This window comes from Streptococcus mitis, from assembly GCF_902159415.1.
Classification (GTDB): Bacteria; Bacillota; Bacilli; order Lactobacillales; family Streptococcaceae; genus Streptococcus; species Streptococcus mitis_BG.
In genome coordinates this window covers 196155-216900 of the sequence record NZ_CABGJU010000001.1, presented here as the reverse complement: position 1 = coordinate 216900, position 20746 = coordinate 196155, and the positions used below count along the sequence as shown (strand labels likewise).

Sequence of the window (20746 nt, the reverse complement as noted above, 5' to 3'; positions counted from 1 at the left end):
TTCTTGAAAGGATTACTATGAAAAAAATAGCTACACTTCTCTTAGTTTCTACTTTTGTCCTTGCTGGATGTACTAGTCTCAAACGTACACTTCGTGGGGATGATTACGTTGATACAAAAATTGCTGAAGAAGAACGTTCAAAAGCTGCAAACAAAGAAGCTGCTGACTTAAAAGATGCCTTGACAAATGAAAATGCTAACTTCCCTCAACTTTCTAAGGAAGTTGCTGAGGACGAGGCTGAAGCTATCCTCCACACAAGCCTAGGCGATATCCGCATCAAGCTCTTTCCAAAGTTAGCTCCACTTGCCGTTGAAAACTTCCTTACTCACGCTAAAGAAGGTTATTACAATGGAGTTACCTTCCATCGTGTGATTGACGGATTTATGATTCAAGGCGGAGATCCAAAAGGAAATGGCACCGGTGGTGAATCTATCTGGCATGGCAAGGATAATACCAAGGATACTGGAACTGGTTTTAAAAATGAAATCTCTCCTTATCTATACAATATCCGTGGCTCCCTTTCAATGGCAAATACTGGACAGCCAAATACCAATGGTAGCCAATTCTTTATCAATCAAAGTACAACAGACTATTCTGCTAAACTTCCTACAAGTAGCTATCCTAAGAAAATTATCGAAGCCTACAAAGAAGGTGGAAATCCTAGTCTTGATGGCAAGCACCCTGTCTTTGGACAAGTCATAGAAGGTATGGACGTTGTAGATAAGATTGCTAAGGCTGAAAAAGATGAAAAAGATAAACCAACTACTGCTATCACAATTGATAGCATTGAAATTGTGAAAGACTACGATTTCAGTAAACAATAACATCATTAACTTTAAGGAGATTATAAAATGATTCTATTTTGGGGGTCAAAAGGTTACCAAAAAGTATTGGGAAATACACAAACTGCTATCGAGTGTGGCCATTGTAACAATGTTGGTACTTGGGAAATTACGGAATACGGACGTAAATTTACTCTTTACTGGATTCCACTCTTTCCTTACGGAAAAACTTATTTCGTTTCTTGCCCGATATGTCACTATGGAAAAGAAATTCAAAAGTCTGAGATTGAACAATATCTAAACTATTAATAAAAGATAGGTCAATAGACCTATCTTTTTCATTAGTCAGTAACAATTCTGAAAGCGCTCCCTTGCGTATAATTCTATGGTATAATAGAGTTAACAATTTATGGAGGCTTTCTATGAAACCATATAAAATAAGCTTGATAAGACTTTGCTTGGTCTTATTAGGATATTTAATCTATAATCTAGTTTATTTTGCCCTCTTCTATTCAGCAGGTTATGCTTTTTTTATTCTATGGCCTGTATTCTTTTTAGCAATAGGTTTGATTCTTTTAGGTAATTTTTTTGCCTTTAGGGATCCTCTCAAATTAAAATCAACCTATAAAGAGAATCCCTTAGTTCGAAAGACTAGTAATATACAACTAATTTTAGCGACTATCGGAGTTTGCTTACAATTATCAAATATGGCATATCTACGTTGGTGGCCAATCAATTATATTGACAATTTCCCGACATTGTTAAGTGTTAGTCTCCTATACACTATTATCTTCTTTATTGGTCACTTTCAAAAAGTGAAACTTAAGCTATACGATAAAACCTCAAACAAATCAAGTTTTGTTTTTGGGACTATAGTCGTTTTGTTATGTAATTTATTGTTAATCACCAATAGCAAAGTTTCAGTATGGGGGTCGACGGATCAATATGTACAGGACTTTAAAGACTTTGGCCTAAAAGGAAAAGTCGAAGTATATGAGAAAAAACATTTAATCGAGCCTTATAACGGAACACTTACTACTTTATTCTATAATGAGACTTTATCGAACGGAGAAAGTTTTATCGATTTTATTTATGTTTCTGATGTTCATAATGGAACACACGTGACAACATTAGATGAAAAGGACAAAAAAGAAATTCGTTCCTATCTTGAAAACGATACGGAAAAAGAGTTATTTGATAAAGTTACACTTGAACAATTTGAATTTGTCCTAAAAGTCTACGAAGAAAGAATAAGAGATCTAAATCTAAAAGATGATATAGTGACTAAACTTAATGAGGCAGTTGGTTTCAAATTACTAGAGAATTATTCTGTCGAGATTACACCAGCTGACAAAAGAAAATTTTATAGTATTCTAATTAAAGAAGCTGTAAAAAACAGAGAAAATGGAGATACGGATATTGCAGGATTTTACAATATCGATATTAACAAGCATATCAACAATAAATCTCTAATCATTTCTATCAAGCACTTAAATTTTAGTGTCATCGAGGATACACAGAATAATAAAAATGATAATCGTGTAGACTACTTAAAAGATAAATTAACATCACTTCCAGTTGGAACGCTATCCGATGGTATCTATAAATTCACTGTTAGCACTTTATCTGACGGTAAATATATCGACATCACCATCACGATGGTTGTTGAAAATGGTAAGAGTTACTTTGAGAAAGACACTGTTAAGCAACTAAATTAGTCAAAAATCCAAGTCAAATAGATTTGGATTTTTGATTTTACAGTTCCATGTAAGCGCTCTATTTTCTTATCCAGTTATGATATAATACAGTTAACAGTAACAAAGGAGGTTTTCCTATGAAACCTTATAAAATAAACCTATTCCGGCTTGGTTTACTCTTATTTTCGTATTTAATCTTTAATGTCGTTTATTCGATTACTTATGATTCCGGAGGTTTTGCTTTTATAATCTTGTGGCCTGCATTTTTCGCCTCATATGCTGGAATAGTGCTAGGAAATATTTTTATTTTTAGAGATATTTCAAAATTAAAAGCCTCCTTTAAAGATAATGAGTTAATCCAAAAGACTTCTACTATACAGTTAGTTCTAGCTACAATTGGATTTTTCATGCAAATAATAGGTTTTAAGCGAGCGGCTCCACTTAATTTCCTTGATAATTATCCACTACTAGTTAGCGCTAGTATTGTGTACTCTATCATTCTCCTTATCAGTATTTATCAGACAATAAAGTTAGGACAAGGGAAAGATATTTTGGCCATACTTGGTTTTATCTTTGGAGTTACGGTAATTTTTTATACTAACCTAACACTGCTTACAATCTCTTTCTCTCCCTCTTCGCCAGCCATTACATACTCTACTCCCGATTTTGCTGAGGAATTCCAATCACTTGGGCTTAAGGGAAAGGTTGAGTTAGTTGAGAAACACAGAGAGATTGAAGCGTTTAACGGAACAGTCTACAAGCTAACATATACAGAAAAATTATCGGATGGAACTATTTTAAAAGAATATATTTACGCAAAAATTCATAAAGTAGACGGAGAACATTTATCAAATTTCTTTCTTCCTTCAGGAACAGATCTCGAAACACTTCTTAATGACAAAGAAAAGGCACTGTTTCACACTGTCAAACAAGACGAATTTAGTTTCTTGCTAGATGTATACAAAGAAAGACCGAATCTACAACAAGAAGAAGATAGTTTCAAAAATGCTACTGCTGACAAAATAAATAAGCTTTTTGATACACCAGAAAAAATTGCTTCTAGTTTTGAATTTAGAAAATATCCTATAGAAAACTACTATATTGCAATTATTGCACAGGCTGTCAGCAATCGAGAAAAAGGCGATTCTGACGCTGCTGGTTTTTATAATATTACAACAAAAGATTTCATGAAAAACAAAGGTCTTACTCTCGATTTTGATTTCGACCTTTCGAAAATCAAGGTAGAAAATGGTAGTCCTGTGGAGACCTTAAAGGAAAGAATCTTATCTTTACCAAAAAATTCATTTTCCGATGGAATCTATAACATCAGTTGTTCTTATGATGAAAATGGAATCCAAAAGAAAGTTACCTTCCCATTTGTTGTTGAAGATGGTGTGGGACACTTTGAAGAGGATGTAATCGAAGAAAATCAAACAAATTAGTTATTTTTGATACTAAAACAAGTTGATAACAGTACGACTTCTACTATTTGCAACCCTCATAAAAAATCCAAGTCAACGAGACTTGGATTTTTTTTAACTATTTATGTTAGTTCATTAAAATCCCAGATTTGATCCATCCAGCCTTCATAGAAGTCTGGTTCGTGGCAAACCATAAGGATAGAACCTTTATATTCTTTCAGTGCTCGTTTTAGTTCATCCTTGGCATCCACATCCAAGTGGTTGGTAGGTTCGTCTAGAACAAGGACATTATTCTCACGATTCATCAAAAGACAGAAACGAACCTTGGCTTGTTCCCCACCTGATAAGACTTGAATTTGGCTTTCGATATGCTTAGTCGTCAAACCACAGCGAGCAAGGGCTGCACGGACTTCTGCTTGGTTGAGAGCTGGAAAGGCATTCCAAACAGCTTCTAAAGGTGTCTGACGATTGCTGCCTTCCACTTCTTGCTCAAAGTAGCCAAGTTCTAGATAATCACCGCGTTCAACTTCCCCAGCAATTGGCGGGATAATACCCAAAAGAGACTTCAAGAGGGTTGTTTTACCGATACCATTGGCACCAATAATGGCAACCTTTTGATTGCGTTCAAAGGTAAGATTTAATGGTTTTGTAAGTGGGCGGTCGTAACCAATCTGCAAGTCTTTGGCTTGGAAGATAAAGCGTCCAGGTGTACGAGCTGGTTTAAAATCAAAGGACGGCTTTGGTTTCTCACTTTGAAGCTCGATAATGTCCATCTTATCCAATTTCTTCTGGCGAGACATTGCCATATTACGGGTAGCAACACGCGCCTTATTACGGGCTACGAAATCCTTGAGATCAGCAATTTCTTTCTGTTGACGCTCATAGGCTGCTTCCAGTTGCGATTTCTTCATGGCATAGACCTCTTGGAACTGGTAGTAATCGCCAGAGTAGCGTGTCAACTGTTGATTTTCAACGTGATATACGATATTGATCACATCATTGAGGAATGGAATATCGTGAGAGATAAGAACAAAGGCATTCTCATAGTTTTGAAGATAACGCTTGAGCCAATCAATATGCTCCGCATCTAGATAGTTGGTTGGCTCATCAAGAAGTAGGATATCTGGCTTTTCAAGGAGGAGTTTAGCCAAGAGTACCTTGGTTCTTTGTCCACCAGATAAGGCTGTTACGTCCGTATCCATACCATAATCCATGACACCAAGAGCACGCGCGACTTCGTCAATCTTAGCATCCAAGGTATAGAAGTCACGACTTTCCAAACGGTCTTGAAGTTCGCCAACTTCTTCCATCAATGCATCAATATCAGCTCCCTCTTCTGCCATTTCCATGTAGAGTTCATTGATACGTGCTTCGGCTTTGAATAATTCGTCAAAGGCTGTACGCAAAACATCACGCACAGTTTGACCTTCTTTGAGAACTGCATGCTGGTCAAGGTAGCCTGCTGTCACATATTTAGACCATTCCACCTTACCTTCATCAGGTAACATTTTTCCAGTTACGATGCTCATGAAGGTTGATTTTCCTTCACCGTTGGCACCGACTAGTCCGATATGTTCCCCCTTGAGGAGACGAAAGGACACGTCTTCAAAAATCGCACGGTCACCAAAACCGTGACTTAAATTTTTAACTTCTAAGATACTCATTTTTATTCCTTATCTTGTTTTTATGTAGTAGTTTATAGAGGACCCAGGCTAGGTAGCCACCTAAAGTATTGGTCCATAAATCATCAATCTCAAAGACCCGATTGAAATCAAAGAAAAAGTCTAAAACTAGCTGTGTGCACTCGATGCTTAAGCTCAATAAAAAGCTTAACAAAATCACTCTCTTCGTTTTTCTTAGACTAGGGATGAGATAGAGAAGCTGGAAAATTAATGGGAAGAGCAAGAGGACATTTAAGGCGTTTTGCAAAAAAATCCAAAATAGTTGTATAGGGCTGGTTACTTCTCCCAGGTTCCACAAAGAGTTAAAAGGCGTCAAAAGAAAAACCAGGCGTCCAAAAGTTTGAATACCTGGAGTTTCCACTCCTGTAGGAAGTTGAGGCTGGGGAGTAAAACAAAAACAGACGATACAAAGACTGTATAACACGATTCCCAGGCTTAGTAATTTTTTTCGATTCATCTTATGGATTTACTTCAGCTACTGCTTTTTGGCGATCACGTTTCATGGTATTTGAACGCAATTGTCCACATGCGGCATCGATATCTGTACCGTGTTCCTGACGAACAACACAGTTGATGCCTTTTTTCTTGAGCGTATCATAGAAGGCCATTACACGCTCTTTAGGACTACGACTGTATTGGTCGTGCTCACTGACCGGGTTATAAGGAATCAAGTTGACATATGACAATTTCTTAATGTTTTTCAGCAATTCTGCCAACTCAAGTGCTTGTTCGACTCCGTCATTGACTTCATTGAGCATGATATACTCAAAAGTTACACGGCGGTTGGTTGTTTCGATGTAATACTCAATCGCTGCAAAGAGTTTTTCAATTGGAAAGGCACGGTTAATCTTCATAATGCTTGAACGCAGTTCATTGTTTGGAGCATGAAGAGAAACAGCAAGGTTAACCTGTACTCCTTCATTAGCAAAATCACGAATCTTGTGAGCCAAACCAGAAGTTGATACGGTGATATGACGAGCGCCGATTGCCATTCCCTTATCGTCATTGATGGTACGAATAAAGTTCAAAACGTTATTGTAGTTATCAAATGGTTCTCCAATACCCATAACAACGATATGGCTAACACGCTCATCTTGACCACGTTCGTCAAAATATTTTTGAACCAACATAATTTGAGCTACAATTTCTCCGTTATTGAGGTCACGTTGCTTCTTGATTAAACCTGACGCACAGAAGGTACAACCGATATTACATCCTACCTGAGTTGTTACACAGACTGATAAACCGTAGTGTTGACGCATAAGCACCGTCTCAATCAGCATACCATCTGGTAACTCAAAGAGGTACTTCACAGTACCATCGGCTGACTCTTGAACGATACGTTGTTTCAAGGGATTGACTACAAACTGCTCGTTTAGTTTGGCAATCAAATCCCTAGATAAGTTAGTCATTTCTTCAAATGTCTGAACACGTTTACGGTAAAGCCACTCCCAAATCTGATCAGCACGGAATTTCTTTTCTCCTTGCTCCAAGACCCATTCTTGCATGCCTTGGCGTGTTAAACTATAAATCGACGGTTTCATCTTCTCTCCTTATTCTTTGGTCATTTCTGACGAATAACAAAATGACGGTCTTCCTTAACCTCTTTTTGAGGTTTTTGCTCTTTTCGACGACGTCTATTTCTTTTGTCTGTATGATTTTTTTTCTTGTTTTGGGAAGGTTTCTTGCCTCTTCGAGAGTCTTTTTCTTCCTCTTTTTTGCGAATCTTCTGGTCGAAAGATGCTCGTTTAGGCGCCTGGTTTTCTAAAACGAAATAGGCACAACCATAACTACAGTACTCAAGTAGATAATCCTGTAAACGACTGATTTTTTCTAAAGATTCTTCAGCTCGTTCATTTTTATAAAATCCACGTAAGCGCAACTGTTCATTACTCCAGTCACCTACTATATAATCATACTTGTTTAAAACTTCGGAAAAACGTTGAGTAAAAGCCGTTGCATCAAAAGCATCCTTGCTATTTTCAACCAAGATAAAAGAAAAACCTTCAGCTTCAACCTTAGTATCATTCAGATGAAATTCCGGACCAGGGAATTTATTGTAATTGTATAATTCAGGTGCAATTTCTTTACGCATAATCTTCCTTTTTAACGTTTACTTAATACTTTATTTTACCATATTTTTGCCATATTTACAGCTTTTGATTTAAAATGAAAAAAGTCTGACTATTTCACCCTATAATTCTAAAAGACACAACTGTACAAAAAAGAAAAAACTGGGGAAACCCAGTTTTTAAATATTATAGGTAAAGTAATTTGAAAAGTGCTACAGCGGCAATAGCAGCAGCAATCGGTGCAACTACTGGTACCCAAGCATACCACCATTTTGAATCACCCTTGTGTTCACCAAGGATTGATTTAGGGAGTACAGCGTGAAGAAGACGAGGTCCAAAGTCACGGGCTGGGTTCAAACCTGGTCCTGAAGGTCCACCAAGTGAAGTAACCAAAGCCATTACCAAGAAACCAAGTGCCATATGACCTACTGCAACACCTGCTGTTGTGTGTGGTGCTGTTTGAGCTTTAATTGCCAAGTCAGAGAAGTCAACATTTTGACCAGCTTGAGTTGCCATTTGTTTCATGTATTGGAGGACTTCAGCTCCAAAGAAGTTCTTTGTCAAACCAAGTGCTGCAAAGAAAAGAACAAATGATCCAATAAACTCATTGATAAATCCGTTCACAGTTGCTGCATAACGTGATTCTTTTGTACCATGATCCAAACTTGAAATAGTTGAGAAAGATCCCAGGATGTTATTTGGATTTTCCGTCTTCAAGTAGTAGGGACGGTGAGTCGCAACAACCAAGGCTTGTCCGAAGATTGCTCCCAAAACTTGCGCGATGATGTATTGTGCTACTTGTGACCAAGGGAAGAGACCGCTAACTGCAAGTCCAAGAGTGAAGGCTGGGTTGATGTGGTTTCCAGAAACGTTACCAAACATCAAAGCTGGAATCATAACCCCCATACCGTAACCAACAGCGATAACGAGCCAGCCACTTTGGTGACCTTTCGTACCTTTAAGTTCAACGTTGGCAACCGCACCATTTCCCAAGATGATCAAGATGGCTGTTCCCAAAAATTCAGTGGCATATTTGACTGCCCATGCGAAATCCATTGATAGATTCTCCTTAATATTTTTTAGACAATCCTTATTCTATCAATTTTTAAACCTTTTAGCAACAGATTTTCTAAAAGAATCCCACAGGAAAACGCTTTTATTTTAACTCTTCAAAAAAGACCTAACAAAGAGAGTTTGTTAAGTCCTGATTTTGATTATTCTTGACGCTGACCAAAGTCCTTAATCATCTCTTCCATTTCCTCACGACTTGGTGTCGTTAGCATATAGAGATAGTCTCCTTGCAATTCAGCAAAAGCAGCTGGCATGATTTTTTTGACCTTGAATTGGTGACCGTATTTGGCGAGCAAGTCTTCCTCTGAATATACATAGTTAGCGTTGGCCCGACGAGATGTTGCAAGACAATATTGAGTTTCAAATGGAGACTCTGGGAATGGTTCACCCGCAACGATAGCCGCATAGCCCTTATACAAATCGAAAGAATGGGCATAATTATAGACATCAATTGTGAAACCACCAGCAGGACGATTATTGTACTCAATCGCGATGTAATCATCACCGTCTCGGAAGAACTCAATGTGGAAGAAACGTTCTTTCATACCAAATTCCTTAACAATAGCCTCACCATACTTGCGAAGTTTTGGATCCATATCTTTAAGAACATAATAAGAATTGTCCATCTTGTAAATCATGAGATCAAGGGGTGTATGTGCATAGTCAAAGGTAGTTGAAAAGACAATATTTCCATCTCTATCTACCAAACCATCGAAGGTACAGATTTCACTAGAGTTAACAAATTTTTCAAAGAAATAAATGGTTGAGTGGTCCCATTCAGCCTTAAAGTGGTTTACATCATCTTCTGTTTCAAGTTTGAAGGTTGCTGCCGCACCTACTCCATTGTCAGGTTTTGCAATCATGGGAAGACCGATTTCTTTCACAGCTTTGTCAACATCTGCTTCTGTTTCAATGACAGCTCCTGGCACAACTGGAACTCCAGCTTTTTTGAAGAGTTTTTTCATCTCAGACTTGAACTTGGTCTTCTTGAGGTCTTCTGGTTTGGCACCAAAAACATTGAACTGTTCACGAAGGGCAGCATCTAACTCAAGCCAGTATTCATTGTGTGATTCAATGCGGTCAATTGGACCATGTTTATAGAAAAGAAAGGCAACTGCTCGTTTCACCTCATCGATATTTTCAAGATCGTCAACTCGAAAATACTCCGTCAAGCTATTGCGCAATGGTTCATCTAGTTGTTCGTAGGGTTCTTGCCCAATCCCTAGAATTGTGATGCCTTTATTGGCTAACTCAATACTAAATTGCTGAAAATTTTGTGGGTAATAGGGTGAAATTACAAGATAATTCATAAGCAACTCCTTTTATAGACTCATGTGACCGAGGAAATAAGGCATTTGTTTGCGCCACCATTCCCAATCATGGGCAACATCATGTCCCCATTCTGCAAACCAGGCAGGAATTTGTTTTTGGTCAAAAGCTTCCTTGAGCTTATAGTAAGAAGGCAGGCCATCCTGCTCCCAAGCGCCTAGACCTGTACATACAATAATTTCAGCCTGACGGTAACGGTCAATAAACCAACCATCATTTTGATTCCAGATATAGTCTACTGGTGAATTTTGATAGATAGCATCATCATTGTAGTAGTCACCTACAAAGAAACGCGCATCGTATACACCGCTAAGGGCAATTACCTTGGTAAAGACATCTGGATGTTGGAGGAAGAAATTCAAAGCGTGATAGGCCCCCATAGAGCATCCTGTTGTCATCATACCGTCAAACCAGCCTGTCTTGTGCTTGATAAAAGGAATAGCTTCTTCAATCACATATCGTTCATAGGCACGGTGCATCTCAGCTTGATCATGACTATTTTTCCAAGTCGCAAGCCAGCTCTCACTATCTACACTTGAAAGGGTAAAGAACTGCACGCGACCTTCTTCAATAAAGGATGCACAAGCATTAATCATGCCAAAATCATAGTATTCATTGTGGCTACCACCTGAGGAAGCAAAGACGACAACTGGGATACCTCCATGTCCATATCGATTGACATACATTTTACGATTTAGATTTCCACTCCAGTGGCTAAGATGTTCAATATGCATATCCTGTCTCCTTTATACTAATTACCAATTTTCTGCAAAAAAGCGTAAGCAAGCCGGTAGATTTTCTGACCATGGAATTTCATGGTGGATAGCCCCAGCCTGAACCTTGAGTGAGAGATTTTCCAACTGTACTCCTCCTGCTATCAAATCATGATAATAACGAAGGGAAGAGTCAATATAGGCCTGCTTAATATTGCCAGCCATGAGAGTCTTATCTGTGTCGTCTGCTTCTTCCGTCCCAACATAGATAAAGACACGCTGGTCAGGCAAGAGTTTTTTACGCTCGATATAGCGATCAAAGGCCTCTTGGTGAAGCCAGTTAGCAGATGAAAAGACTCCCAAGCAACCAATCTGATTTTGATACTCCAAGCCGATAAATTGGGTAATATTGCCACCTAGAGAGGATCCAATCATAGCAGTGTGCTTGCGGTCAGACTTTGTACGATAGTTTTCGTCTATAAAAGGCTTAACCACTTCCATGACAAACTCTGCATACTCGACTCCCTTACCACCAAATTGTTGGCCAGGAATATTAGACTCTTGGAATTTCCAGGCTGCGTACTCATTCATCCGTCCTAGACCATCATTGTCAATAGCTACCACAATCATGCGACTGATATCAGGATTTCGCTTGATGGCAGGAATAATCTTCCAAGAATGTCCAACGTAAGATTCCTTACTATAAAAGACGTTTTGTCCATCGTGGAAATAGACAACTGGGTAAGTTCGATCCGTGTCTTTCTCATAGTTTTTAGGAAGAAGTACACGTACCCGTCGCTCCTTACCTGTGTAGGGAACTACTAATTTATGCTCTCGCATTTTCAGGTAAAAGTAAGATTGATTCATTGTCAGAAAACTCTCTATATTCAAAATTTTACCTTATTATAGCATAAAAATAGAAAAAAAGTCAGTTTCCGTCCAAATTTAGAACAATAAACTAACTTTTTTTACTTATTTTATTTTTTCCTCTGGTTTTTCTGATTAAAGGAGGTCTTCAATTAATTCATCGACAGCATCTTTTTCGGCTTGTGGTGTGATTTCTGTGATCATAATCCCTGCCACTGCTCGCTCAACCAATCCTTCAACGTCCATACGTGTCTCATACTGCTCGGCATTCTTAATCTTTGGATTTGTTTTCGGACGATCAGGCGCAAAAATCGTACAGCAGTCTTCAAAAGGTTGGATAGAAATTTCAAAGGTGTCAATTTCCTGAGCAATATCTATGATTTCCAACTTATCCATAGTTACAACTGGACGGATAATTGGTGTATTGGTCACAGCATTGATAGCCTGCATACTTTCAAGAGTCTGGCTAGCCACCTGTCCAAGACTTTCACCATTTATAATGACCAAACCATTTCTCACTTCACGGATACGGTCTGTAATTCGCATCATAAAGCGACGAGTCAAAGTCATGAGATAAGCTTCTGGAGCTTTAGCTTTAATTTCTTCTTGGATCTCAGTGAAAGGCACTTCGATAAACTGGATATTCCCACCGAACTTAGTCAATTTACGGGTCAAATCCTGAGCTTTCTTGAGGGCACCTGGACTAGTATATGGTGGACTAGCGAAGTGAACAGCCTCGATATCTACGCCACGTTTCAAAGCAAGATAACCTGCTACAGGAGAGTCAATCCCCCCTGATAGCATAAGCATACCTTTCCCAGAAGTGCCAACTGGCAAACCACCAGCACCACGAATGGTCTCATAGGAAAGATAAGCCGCCTCTTCACGAATCTCCACTTGCAGATTGATATCGGGATTTTTCATCTGGGCTTGAATAGTTGGAATGGCATCAAAAACAGCACCACCAAGAACTTGGTTCAGTTCACGACTATCCAGTTCAAAGTTGTGATCACTACGTTTGCTAGAGATCTTAAAGGTCATTCCTTCCTTATAGATGTCCTGCATAATCTCTTGGACAGCAGACTTAAGAACCTCTACAGATTTTTCAACCTTATATACTGGTGAAAAGTTTTGAATCCCGAAAACTTGTTTGAGTGACTCAGCTACTGGTTCATAATCAGCACCATTCAAATAAGCATGGGCACGGTCGCGATCAGCAGTTACCTTGACTTGAGGATAGATAGATAAAATGTCTGAGATATTATTACGTAGTTTATTAATGAAACGCATCCGGTTTTTACCTTTGGTTGACAGTTCCCCGTATCGAATCATAATTTCTGAATACTGCATGAATACTCCTATCTTACTTTTCTAGTTTGATTGTAAATTAATTTTAGTTTGGTCAAAAATTGCTCCACTTGACTCATGTCATTTTCTAGGTCTAGGCTGAGGCGGACTGCTGACTGGGCCTTATCTTTTTCAACCCCCATAGCAATCAAGGTACCAGCAGGTTTTCCTGCCTTGGACGAGCAAGCAGAGGTTGTAGAAATGAAAATATCGTAGTCTTCAAATGCGTGTACGATAACTTCACCACGGACACCCTTAATCCCAAAGGTCAGAATATGAGGAGCAAAGTCTTCCTCACCTGAGAAGACAAAAATATCTGGATAATCAAGAAGGGCTTGACGGATGACTTCCTTCATCTGACTTGTTTTGCTCGTAAACAAATCTAGATTTTCCATAGCCAAACGTAAGGCCTTGGCTGTTGCTGCAATACCTGCTACATTCTCAGTAGTTGAACGATAATCACGCTCTTGGCCACCACCAGTTAATAGGGGCGTAATCTTCTTACCAGATTTGATGTAGACAAAGCCAACACCACGAACTCCGTGAAACTTATGACTCGAGAAGGTCGCAAAATCCACTCGGTCAGTTAGGTAGGATTCTGTCGGAATCTTAGCTAAAGCTTGAACCGCATCAACATGGAAGGAAATCGTTGGCTTATCTGCTAAAAGTTCTGAGATAGCTTCAATAGGCTGGATTGAGCCGATTTCATTATTAACAGCCATAACAGAGACTAAGGTTGTATCTGGACGGAGTAGATTTGCCAAGGCAGCTACATCTACAAAACCTTTCTCATCGACTGGTGCGAAATCCACCTCAAATCCTTGAGTCTTCAGCCAAAGAGCTGATTCCTTAACCGCTGGGTGTTCAATATCAGATACGATAATGTGTTTACCAAACTGCGCCTTTTCAAATGCAACCCCTTTGATAACCCAGTTATCTCCTTCGGTACCACCTGAGGTAAAGAAGACTTCTTCGCTTTTCTTACCAATTAAATCTGCAATTTGTTGACGAGAAGCTTCTAAAATTCTGGTAGACTGATCCCCCAAACGATGAAGGCTAGATGGGTTACCAATAATTTTTGCAGACACCTGCATATAGGTTTCAAGTACTTCAGGATAAGGCTTGGTCGTAGCCGAATTATCAAAGTAAATCATTGTTTCTCACACTTTCTAAAATCACTCCTTCTATTGTAACACGAAAGGAAGGCTGGAACAAGAAAGAAAAAGCCCTAAATTCTAGTAGAACTTAGGGCAAGTTTCAACAGTCATAAAACTCATGTAGCAAATCAAAAAGTTCTTGTTGTTGAGCCAGCAGCATTTGTCCAATGCTAGTTGATTTAATCAAAGTGCGTTGGTCAACATTTTCAATAACTCTCTTCAAAGATGTTTGAGCAAAAGGATCTTCAACAACCTTTTGCGAGCCTTCAAAAGGCTGATGGGTTACCAATTGAAAACCGTAAGAATTATTCAGTAAGGAATATCCTGCTGTTCCTGTCTTCTTTTGATAAGCTTTACATAGACCTCCGTCAATGACAAAGAGCAAACCACCACCACGAATAGGAGATTCTCCCTTCACAGTCTTAACTGGAGTATGGCCATTGACCATTCTAGATTCTTGAGAGAAAAGTCCAAATTCTTCCAAAATAAGCTGGCAGACTTTCTCAGAAGTCCGATAAGAAAAATATGAATTTTCCACTTCTTTATGAGTGTCCTTATCTTCAATAAAATAGCGCTCTAAAGTTGTCATCTTATCTTTGCCAAAAAGTGGTGAAACTGCCCCTCTCCAACAATACCAAATTAAATCTGTTGAAAAATCATCTACAATTTCCTTATTCTTTGCTGCTTGACGAATATGGTATTCAAAGAAATCCAACAATTCTCTTCCAGCATAACGAGACTGGTTAATAATTAGAGGTTTCAATTCTCCAGACGGTTCAAGTGGTATACAACCATGAAAGAGTAAATGCTGGTTATAAATTTTATACATGGATCCTTTTTTCATTAACAGTTCTATATGCTTAGCCAGTTTAAGTGACCCTTGAAAGGAGGCTAGGAGACTGTCAACTGCCTGAGACTCCTCCAAATTCAATTCTGCTGGATTGGCTGGATTAATCGTTTGAAAGCAAGTATTCGTAAGATTATATTTTTTTCCATCAATTGTCACACACTCTTTCAAATAATCAATATTATCCAGTTTAACCTGATCCTCCATTTGAAATTCTGGTCTTCTTTTTATCAGTTGAGTTTCCAGTTTAAATTGGATAATAGAAAGAGCCTGATGCACCTTTTCCAACTGTAAAATTTCTTCGCTTGTGAAATCAGCCTCTCTATTTCCCAGGATTGGCCTAAACTTGGGATTGGCCTTATAGGTTCTGTCAGCAAATAGTGTTAAGGATCGAAGATTTAAGCCGTAAGCTTTCTCAATATCCCATAAATAGCCATAGCGGGCTGCAATACGTAGCGCATTTAACATACAGGCCTTCGAACCGAAAAAGCCTCCCATCCAGATAATGTCATGATTCCCCCACTGAATATCCAAAGAATGGAATCGCAAGAGTTCATCCATAACTTGCGGACTACCAGATCCTCTGTCATAAATATCGCCAACCACATGTAAATGGTCAATCAATAAGCGACGAATACTGCTAGAAACACCAAGAATAAAGGGAATAGCTTCTCCTAGCTCGATGACATAGGAGAGGATATTTTCAAAATATGACTTTTTATCTGCTAAAGCTCTATCGCTGTAGACCAATTCTTCGATGATATAAGCATATTGAGGTGGCAATGCCTTCCTAAGCTTTGACCGAGTGTACTTGGCAGCTGCAAAAGTCAGTAGAGCCAATAACTGAGGAATCGTTTCCTTGTACCAATCTCTGATTTTATCGTCTTGCTTCAAAATAAGTTCAGGATATGAAACAAGGGCTGACAATCTGTTTTTATCATCTTGCGACAAGGAATCTCCAAAGCAATCCTTAATCTTCTCATTAAGAATACCAGCACAACTTCTTAAAATATAGTCAAAGGCCGCAAATTCACCATGAATATCACTGATATATAGCTCTGTTCCCTTTGGAAGGTTTAAAATTGCTTCAAGGTTGGTCAGTTCTGTGATCACCTTTTGTCGAGAATCAAATTCTCTCAGTAAAATACGCTTGTATTGCTCCATTTTTGACCTCCAGCACACTATCCTTTTACGACAAATAATGCACTATTTATTTTCTTAGTTCATTTTCTTTAAATGCTCTTCGATTAAGAAAGCTGTTTCTTCAATTGATTTATCTGACATATTAATGACTCGAGCTCCATATTTTCTGAAGACCTTCTTAGAATAGTCCAATTCCTGATAAATCTTTTCCAAATCTGTGTAGCTAGTTTCCTGGGTTAAGCCCAAAGAATCCAAACGATTACTGCGAATCTTAACCAATTTTTCCGGCTCACATACTAAACCAATTAGGCGCCGAGAATCAATTTTTTCCAAGACTTGAGGCAAGGGAACTTCTGGAATTAGAGGAAGGTTCGAAACCTTATATCCTTTATTTGCTAGATAAATACTGAGCGGTGTTTTAGACGTACGGGATACCCCTAGCAGGACTATGTCAGATTCTAAAAATCCCTGCGGTGCTTTACCATCATCATATTTGACTGCAAACTCAATTGCTGAAATTTTATTAAAGTATTCGCTATCTAAACGGTGAAGGGTGCCAGGTACTTCTATCGGATCCCTTCCTGTCTTTTCTTTGATAATTTCAAAAAACGGATGCATCAAATCCAAATAGGATAGCCCATGCATCAAACTAAACTCCCTTGCTACCGAAGCTAACTTGCCATCGACCAAGGTACTGATAACTAGGGCATCATCCTTGATGGCATCACGTAAAATGTCCAACAATTCACCTTCCTTGTTGATAAAAGGGAAGCGATAGCTATTATTAAAAATGATGTCTGGATATTGAGCTGTAACAGCGGATAGCAATTTTTGGGAAGTCCCGCCCAAAGAATCTGAAATACTATAAACAATCATTTCTTTTTTCATATTTATTCCTCTTCTCTATTTACCTCAGTGCTTCGAGCTTGCTGAATAATATAGTCCAACAAAGCTGTCTTTGTCACACTACCTAAAATCTGACGTTCATTTTCTTGGTCGACTATCGGCAAGGAATCAATGGCGTAATCCTGAAGGAGTACAGCAGCTTCCAAAATATTCATATTTTTATGGCATGTTTTAATATGAGGCATCCTGGTCATGCAGACAGCAACCGGAGTACTGGCAATATTTGAATTGAGAGAAGCCCTCAGAAGATCTTTACGTGACATAATTCCAAGAAGAAGCTTATCTTCATCGATGACATAAATAACGTCTGCATCGTACATAAAGAGAGTAATAATAGCATCCTGGATATAGGAATCACTGGTGACCAGGACTGGTGAAGTCATAATATCTGCCACTTCTTTCCTAAAGGTATCAAAAAAGAAGACCGATTCTAAATCAGAGCCTGAGTATGTATACCCAACTTTAGGAGTGGCCTTTAGGATTCCAACTAAGGTTAAGAAGGAAAGATCCGACCGTAGCGTTGCTCGAGAAATATCTAGTAAGTCAGATATTTTTTCACCACTCAGAGGTTGCTGGTCTTTAACAATTTCTACAATCTTTTTTTGTCGTTCGCTTAATTTCAATTCACAGAAAACCTTTCTATATTCTATATAGGTTCCAAATAACGATTGGAAGAACATGCTTATTTTTATTATACTAAATCAATTCTAAAATAAGCATCATGTTTATTGAATATTATAGCAATTATTTAAAATATGTCAATCATTATATGCAGTTTTTTCATTTGACAAAGATATATGATGTATATTACAATGGTTTTGTCTTTAATTGTGACACATATTTAATATTTTGGAGGCGACTATGACAAAATGGATTTATTCCTTCGAGGAAGGAAGCGCAAACGACAAGGCACTCCTTGGTGGAAAAGGGGCCAATTTAGCAGAGATGAGCAATTTAGGATTGCCTGTTCCTCCAGGTTTTACCATTACTACCGACAGCTGTATTAAGTTTCTCGAAAATCCCGATTTCTTTGATTCTTTTTTAAAAGATGATATTTTGGAAGCGGTTTCTAAATTAGAAAGAAAAACCAATAAATCGTTTAACGTAGAAAGCTCAAGTCTTCTTTTAGTTTCGGTTCGTAGCGGAGCAAAATTTTCTATGCCAGGTATGATGGATACCATTTTAAATCTTGGCCTTAATGACCAGAGGACAAGAATACTTGCAGAGCAGACTAATCCTGAGTTTGCCTATAATTGCTATCGACGTCTACTTCAGATGTTTGCAGATGTTGTATATGGGATTTCTAAAGAACTGTTTGATGAACTCCTAAAAGACTTTGAAAAAGGTCATGGTAAAACAGTTAAAGAGCTGACACTAGATGAGCATCAAGACTTGGTTAAGCAATATAAAGAAATCTATCTTAAAGAGAACCAATCTTTCCCTGAAAATCCTATGGACCAACTTTTTGCTGCTATTCAAGCTGTCTTTAATTCTTGGAATAATAATCGGGCCAAGGTCTACCGAGAACTTAATAAAATTCCTCATGATTTGGGAACTGCCGTTAACGTCCAGGTAATGGTCTTTGGAAATAGTGACCAAAACAGCGGAACAGGAGTCTGTTTCACTAGAAATCCTGCTAGTGGAGAAGATCAACTATTCGGTGAATTCTTACTGAATGCTCAAGGAGAAGACGTTGTAGCTGGTATACGGACTCCAGAACCAATTGCCGCTTTAGAAAAAGCTCAACCTCAAGTTTTCAAAGCCTTTAAAGAGTATGCTAAAATCCTTGAAAACCACTACAAGGACATGCAAGATATCGAATTTACCATTGAGAAAGGAAAACTGTATATTTTACAAACTAGGGATGGCAAACGCACAGCTAAAGCTTCATTAAAAATTGCTTTGGACTTAGTAGACCAGGGTATTATTAGTAAAAAAGATGCCCTGATGAGAGTATCCCCTTCTTCTATTAGTCAGCTCATTCACCCAGTCTTTGAAGAAGCTACAATGGAAAAAGCAACTCTCATTGCACAAGGTTTACCAGCCAGCCCAGGAGCTGCTACTGGGGAAATAGTTTTTACAGCAGAACGAGCTAAAGAATTCCACAATTTAGGAAGAAAGGTTATTTTAGTAAGACAAGAAACATCGCCCGAAGATATTGAAGGCATGGTCGTTAGCCAAGCTATTGTTACCAGCCAAGGTGGTATGACTTCTCATGCAGCGGTTGTTGCTAGAGGAATGGGTACCTGTTGTGTAGCTGGATGTGGGGAACTAAAGATCAGCGAGGAAGAGAAGACACTTTATTGTGGTAATCTTGTTTTAACAGAGGGAGATATCATTTCTGTTGATGGTAGTTCCGGTTGTGTTTATATCGGAGAAATTCCTACAGTCTTGATTGAGAATAATGAAGACCTTCAGCGCCTTCTTTCTTGGGCAGATAAAGTTGCCCGTCTTAAAGTTCGTGCTAATGCTGAGACTGTCAAAGATTTACAGACAGCTATGAATTTTGGTGCCCAAGGGGTAGGACTAGCCCGTACTGAACATATGTTTTTTGGTCAGGATCGAATTTTGGAAGTTCGTCGCCTCATTCTAGCCGATAAGGAAACAGAAATGAAAGCCGCACTCAAGAATCTTTTAGAATTTCAAGAAGAAGACTTCTATCAAATGTACAAAACAGTTGAGGACAAACCTCTGATTGTCCGGCTTCTAGATCCGCCCATGCATGAATTTTTACCTAAAGAACCGCAGGAAATCAAGCTTCTTGCTGAAAAACTCAGTAAGTCACCTGAAAAACTGGCCCACCAAATTGTAAGCTTACAAGAAAGCAACCCTATGTTGGGCCATAGAGGTTGTCGCCTTGGAATTACACAGCCAAATATTTACAAAATGCAGACTGAAGCTATTTTTAGAAGTGCCATCAAATTACATCAAGAGGGGATTAAAATTAAACCTGAAATCATGATTCCTTTAATTGCTGATAAAAAGGAGTTAGAATTTGTAAAATCCTATCTGACTCAACACATCCAGTATATCTTTAGAGAACATAAACAAGAGCCCTTCCCATATGAAATTGGTACCATGATTGAGTTACCACGCGCTTGTCTGACTGCAGACAAACTGGCTCAAGAGGCTGATTTCTTCAGCTTTGGTACTAACGATTTGACTCAAATGACCTATGGCTTTTCTCGAGACGATATTGGAAAATTTATAGGTCATTACAAAAAGATGAGCATTCTCTCATCTGATCCATTCCAACATATTGATCAGGAGGGAGTTGGTGAGTTAATGCACGTTGCAATCAGCAAGGCTCGCCAGGTAAAACCAAACCTGTCTATCGGTATTTGTGGAGAGGTCGGTGGTGATCCGTCTTCTATCTCTTTCTTCCAGGAAATTGGTGTCACCTATGTTTCCTGCTCACCTTATAGGGTCCCTGCAGCTCGACTTGCTGTCGCTCAAGCCGCTTTCGAAGATAATAAAGACTAGTTTCCTTTATATTCATTAAATAAGGCTGGGATGATTGATCTCCCAGTCTTACTTAAGAGTAGAAGCATCTTTTAACCTTCAATCCACCAGTTATGATTTATCACCAAACTTCTTGCTTTACATATTAAAGAAAAAAATCTACTGGTTGCGTTTTCAAAACTAAAAGTTTTATTTTTTTAAGACAATTTAAAATAAAAAACGTATAATAAAAATATAAAATGAATCCAAA

Annotated in this window: 18 protein-coding genes; 5 read left to right on the top strand and 13 right to left on the bottom strand. The window is 38.5% G+C overall.

From position 1 onward, the window contains the following. Window positions 1-17 precede the first annotated feature (17 nt). The 4 genes from FN031_RS01055 to FN031_RS01040 all read left to right on the top strand — a co-directional run bounded on the left by FN031_RS01055 (window position 18) and on the right by FN031_RS01040 (window position 3921). Entirely contained in the window at window positions 18-824 is an 807-nt protein-coding gene (locus tag FN031_RS01055; protein ID WP_142556863.1) for a peptidylprolyl isomerase, read from the top strand. A gap of 27 nt (window positions 825-851) precedes the next feature. Further along, window positions 852-1091, top strand: coding sequence for a zinc-ribbon domain-containing protein (locus FN031_RS01050; protein WP_142556861.1), 240 nt, complete (start codon window positions 852-854; stop codon window positions 1089-1091). 113 nt (window positions 1092-1204) lie between these two features. Continuing rightward, window positions 1205-2500 (top strand): MFS transporter, encoded by a 1296-nt coding sequence (locus FN031_RS01045; protein WP_142556859.1) that lies wholly within the window; start codon window positions 1205-1207, stop codon window positions 2498-2500. A 116-nt stretch (window positions 2501-2616) separates the two neighbouring features. Further along, window positions 2617-3921 carry a hypothetical protein gene (locus FN031_RS01040; protein ID WP_142556857.1) on the top strand — a complete coding sequence of 435 codons (1305 nt, stop codon included), beginning with the start codon at window positions 2617-2619 and terminating at the stop codon, window positions 3919-3921. Window positions 3922-4022: 101 nt separating this feature from the next. Here the strand turns inward: FN031_RS01040 and FN031_RS01035 are convergent, their stop codons facing one another. The 13 genes from FN031_RS01035 to FN031_RS00975 form a co-directional block, all read right to left on the bottom strand. Continuing rightward, window positions 4023-5564 (bottom strand): ABC-F family ATP-binding cassette domain-containing protein, encoded by a 1542-nt coding sequence (locus FN031_RS01035; protein ID WP_142556855.1) that lies wholly within the window; start codon window positions 5562-5564, stop codon window positions 4023-4025. Further along, window positions 5545-6039 (bottom strand): VanZ family protein, encoded by a 495-nt coding sequence (locus tag FN031_RS01030; protein WP_142556853.1) that lies wholly within the window; start codon window positions 6037-6039, stop codon window positions 5545-5547. The genes FN031_RS01035 and FN031_RS01030 overlap by 20 nt, the downstream gene beginning before the upstream one ends. Window position 6040: 1 nt before the next feature. Then, window positions 6041-7126, bottom strand: a complete 1086-nt coding sequence (gene rlmN, locus FN031_RS01025) for a 23S rRNA (adenine(2503)-C(2))-methyltransferase RlmN (protein ID WP_142556851.1) — start codon at window positions 7124-7126, stop codon at window positions 6041-6043. Window positions 7127-7146: 20 nt separating this feature from the next. After that, on the bottom strand, window positions 7147-7677 hold the full coding sequence (locus tag FN031_RS01020; protein ID WP_075567838.1) for a YutD family protein: 531 nt from the start codon (window positions 7675-7677) through the stop codon (window positions 7147-7149). A 163-nt stretch (window positions 7678-7840) separates the two neighbouring features. After that, window positions 7841-8710, bottom strand: coding sequence for an aquaglyceroporin Gla (gene gla / locus FN031_RS01015; RefSeq protein ID WP_142556849.1), 870 nt, complete (start codon window positions 8708-8710; stop codon window positions 7841-7843). Window positions 8711-8868: 158 nt separating this feature from the next. Next, window positions 8869-10035 (bottom strand): ATP-grasp domain-containing protein, encoded by a 1167-nt coding sequence (locus FN031_RS01010; RefSeq protein WP_142556847.1) that lies wholly within the window; start codon window positions 10033-10035, stop codon window positions 8869-8871. 12 nt (window positions 10036-10047) lie between these two features. Then, window positions 10048-10788 carry an esterase family protein gene (locus FN031_RS01005; protein WP_142556845.1) on the bottom strand — a complete coding sequence of 247 codons (741 nt, stop codon included), beginning with the start codon at window positions 10786-10788 and terminating at the stop codon, window positions 10048-10050. Between the two features lie 21 nt (window positions 10789-10809). Beyond that, window positions 10810-11634 carry an alpha/beta hydrolase gene (locus FN031_RS01000; RefSeq protein WP_142556843.1) on the bottom strand — a complete coding sequence of 275 codons (825 nt, stop codon included), beginning with the start codon at window positions 11632-11634 and terminating at the stop codon, window positions 10810-10812. Window positions 11635-11769: 135 nt separating this feature from the next. Further along, window positions 11770-12984 carry a tRNA uracil 4-sulfurtransferase ThiI gene (gene thiI / locus FN031_RS00995; protein WP_142556841.1) on the bottom strand — a complete coding sequence of 405 codons (1215 nt, stop codon included), beginning with the start codon at window positions 12982-12984 and terminating at the stop codon, window positions 11770-11772. A gap of 8 nt (window positions 12985-12992) precedes the next feature. Beyond that, window positions 12993-14135, bottom strand: coding sequence for a cysteine desulfurase family protein (locus tag FN031_RS00990; protein ID WP_142556839.1), 1143 nt, complete (start codon window positions 14133-14135; stop codon window positions 12993-12995). A gap of 103 nt (window positions 14136-14238) precedes the next feature. Beyond that, entirely contained in the window at window positions 14239-16149 is a 1911-nt protein-coding gene (locus FN031_RS00985) for a fructose-1,6-bisphosphatase (protein WP_142556837.1), read from the bottom strand. A gap of 54 nt (window positions 16150-16203) precedes the next feature. Next, complete coding sequence (locus tag FN031_RS00980; protein WP_185928423.1) at window positions 16204-17016, bottom strand: pyruvate, water dikinase regulatory protein; 813 nt, start codon at window positions 17014-17016, stop codon at window positions 16204-16206. Between the two features lie 2 nt (window positions 17017-17018). Continuing rightward, window positions 17019-17657 carry a CBS domain-containing protein gene (locus FN031_RS00975; protein ID WP_075567847.1) on the bottom strand — a complete coding sequence of 213 codons (639 nt, stop codon included), beginning with the start codon at window positions 17655-17657 and terminating at the stop codon, window positions 17019-17021. 238 nt (window positions 17658-17895) lie between these two features. Between FN031_RS00975 and ppdK the strand changes: the two genes are divergently transcribed. Next, window positions 17896-20517, top strand: coding sequence for a pyruvate, phosphate dikinase (ppdK, locus tag FN031_RS00970; protein ID WP_142556833.1), 2622 nt, complete (start codon window positions 17896-17898; stop codon window positions 20515-20517). The last annotated feature ends 229 nt before the right edge of the window (window positions 20518-20746 follow it).